Genomic DNA, 2,215 nt, shown 5'->3' with positions numbered 1-2,215 from the left:
TTGATGAGGTTATAACAAAATCTGAATTTATTAAGATAATTGAAAGTGTTAAGGGAAGATATGTGCTATTAATTAATAATGTTTTTGATGACAGATTTGAAAAATACTTATCAAATTTTAAAGTATTGGATTTTAATTAAGGTATTATGGAGTTTTATTATATATTTTTTCTGTTTAAGTGTTAATATAGTGCGCAGGTTATGTAAATTAAACATGTAATAAATTCCCATAATTTACTTTGAAAATGTGATGTGAGAATTTTATTATATGCTTGCTTAAAGTATTAATTCAGAAATTTCAATAGAATGAATAGCAACATGGTTAAAGAAGTATTTACCTTTGACCCTGCAAGCAATATTATCAATCCAAATAAAACACACAACCAAAATCACAGTACACAAAATCACAGACAAAACACCTACTTTGAGCCGACCCATAAACATGGCTATAACGGCTTAGTGAACAATATAGTACAGGATTACATAGATCAAAAATACCAATACGATGATTATGGACAATTGATCCGTCAAAGTGATGGTGGACATATATAGGACTTTGCATGGGATGCATTGGGCAGACTTGTTCGTAGCAAAAATGACAAAGCCGAAACTCACTACAGATACGATGCACTGGGTCAACGGATTGAAAAACAGAAACAGCATATCCAAGCAGGACGAAGTGAAACCACGCAATAATATGGTTGGGATACAGATACGCTTGCCTACGAGTCAACCATGGGTGAAAAAAGAAAAAGCTATTGCTGACCAGTGTAAATTTAAATAATAGGGAATAAAATGTATAACGTAAATTTAACTTGGCAACCTGTAGATCAGGGTGGAAAATTATTTCAACCTTCAAATGGTGAATATTTTTGTACTATCACTTTAAAAGATCTAAGTAATCAAAACAGTACATGGAGTATTAAATTAATATTTAATGAAATTAACCCTTTAAAAGCTAGACTCGAGTTTCTATTTGATAATTATCCGAAAGATTTAATTAATAAAGGGAATACTATTGAATTGTTGGAAGGAGCTAATATTGTTGGTCATGCTCTAATTGAGAGTTTATGTTTTTAGGAAATTGCTACAATCAAACAGTTATTTTGAACATCAAACATAATCACCAATAACCTGAGATTTCAGGGGCAATACTACGATCAAGAAACAGAATTGTATTACAACCGTTATCGTTATTACTTACCGTATGTAGGACGATTCATTTCTAAAGATCCGATCAGGTTGTTGGGGGGTAATACCTTTGCTTATGCGCCAAATCCTGTGGGGTGGATTGATCCTTATGGGTTAACTTGTACATTTGACACTAAATCAAATCGATGGAGAAATAATGAGACTGGAAAATATAAAACAAGACCTGTAGACCCTTCTGAAACGGTTTATAATAAAATATAATGGTGTAAATCAATTGGATAAACAGGAAAATATTCCAAATAATTGGTTTCAGGATCCACAATTTCCAACAGGAGGGTTTAAATATCAAACAAGTACGAATGGAACGAATTATTCAATACATGGACATGGAATTAATCCAAATGCTGTGACAAAATTTCTAGGATCAAATTTAGCGACAGGTGCTACGGCTTCGATTACTACTAGACCTACGGGTGGATATAGCACACAAACAAATACTCTTGCTAATGGTACTAAAGTAAATAGTAAAACTATGAATAGTACTGAAAGAAATCAATCACATATACCGTTGTCAGGTTCGCCATTTTAATTTGAAGGATTTGTTATGATTCAAAAAATACTAAAAGATTTAGAAAAAGGACCAACTATTCTTAGCCTTAATAAGATTATGAGTGTGATTACATGTCTTCAAAAACTAGATGAAGAGGAGCTTCTAAAAAATGATGAAGATTTTTTAACAATTATGGATATTTTAGCAAATGGTTACTTAGATTCAGCAATTTTTGAAGTAAATGATAGTAATCAAGTAATTTTAAAAGATATGAGTATATGGCTATCTAATTTAGGTAAAAAATATTCATTTGGTCACAATAACGATGATTTAAGTGCATATACAGGATTGTTTGTGCAAACAATGTGAAATTTTTCTAAAGCTGTTAAAAGATACTCCTTCTAAAGAAATACCAATTACCAAAAATAAAGATGGTAGTGGTGCTATCAGAACAGTTTCATATCCATTTTAAGAGGAGTTTTTTATGTATAAATTAGAATATATCAATACTCAA

At 31.1% G+C, this 2,215-nt stretch carries 5 protein-coding genes and 1 pseudogene; all 6 read left to right on the top strand.

Going from position 1 to position 2,215, the window contains the following annotated elements:
* Positions 1-317: 317 nt before the first annotated feature.
* The gene (locus C9E89_RS24000; protein ID WP_228199108.1) at positions 318-551 is read left to right on the top strand and encodes a hypothetical protein; all 234 of its coding nucleotides are present in this window, start codon (positions 318-320) and stop codon (positions 549-551) included.
* 18 nt (positions 552-569) lie between these two features.
* Positions 570-695 (top strand): hypothetical protein, encoded by a 126-nt coding sequence (locus C9E89_RS23995; protein ID WP_228199107.1) that lies wholly within the window; start codon positions 570-572, stop codon positions 693-695.
* Positions 696-794: 99 nt separating this feature from the next.
* Positions 795-1,079 (top strand): hypothetical protein, encoded by a 285-nt coding sequence (locus C9E89_RS22295; RefSeq protein ID WP_107010268.1) that lies wholly within the window; start codon positions 795-797, stop codon positions 1,077-1,079.
* A 33-nt stretch (positions 1,080-1,112) separates the two neighbouring features.
* Positions 1,113-1,307 (top strand): annotated as a pseudogene (locus tag C9E89_RS23990) (RHS repeat-associated core domain-containing protein); the annotation flags it as partial.
* A gap of 118 nt (positions 1,308-1,425) precedes the next feature.
* Positions 1,426-1,740, top strand: coding sequence for a hypothetical protein (locus tag C9E89_RS22285; protein ID WP_171405210.1), 315 nt, complete (start codon positions 1,426-1,428; stop codon positions 1,738-1,740).
* A 15-nt stretch (positions 1,741-1,755) separates the two neighbouring features.
* Positions 1,756-2,070 carry a hypothetical protein gene (locus tag C9E89_RS22280; protein ID WP_107010265.1) on the top strand — a complete coding sequence of 105 codons (315 nt, stop codon included), beginning with the start codon at positions 1,756-1,758 and terminating at the stop codon, positions 2,068-2,070.
* The last annotated feature ends 145 nt before the right edge of the window (positions 2,071-2,215 follow it).

This window comes from Acinetobacter sichuanensis, from assembly GCF_003024515.2.
GTDB lineage: Bacteria > Pseudomonadota > Gammaproteobacteria > Pseudomonadales > Moraxellaceae > Acinetobacter > Acinetobacter sichuanensis.
This window is presented reverse-complemented; position numbering and strand designations above follow the sequence as displayed.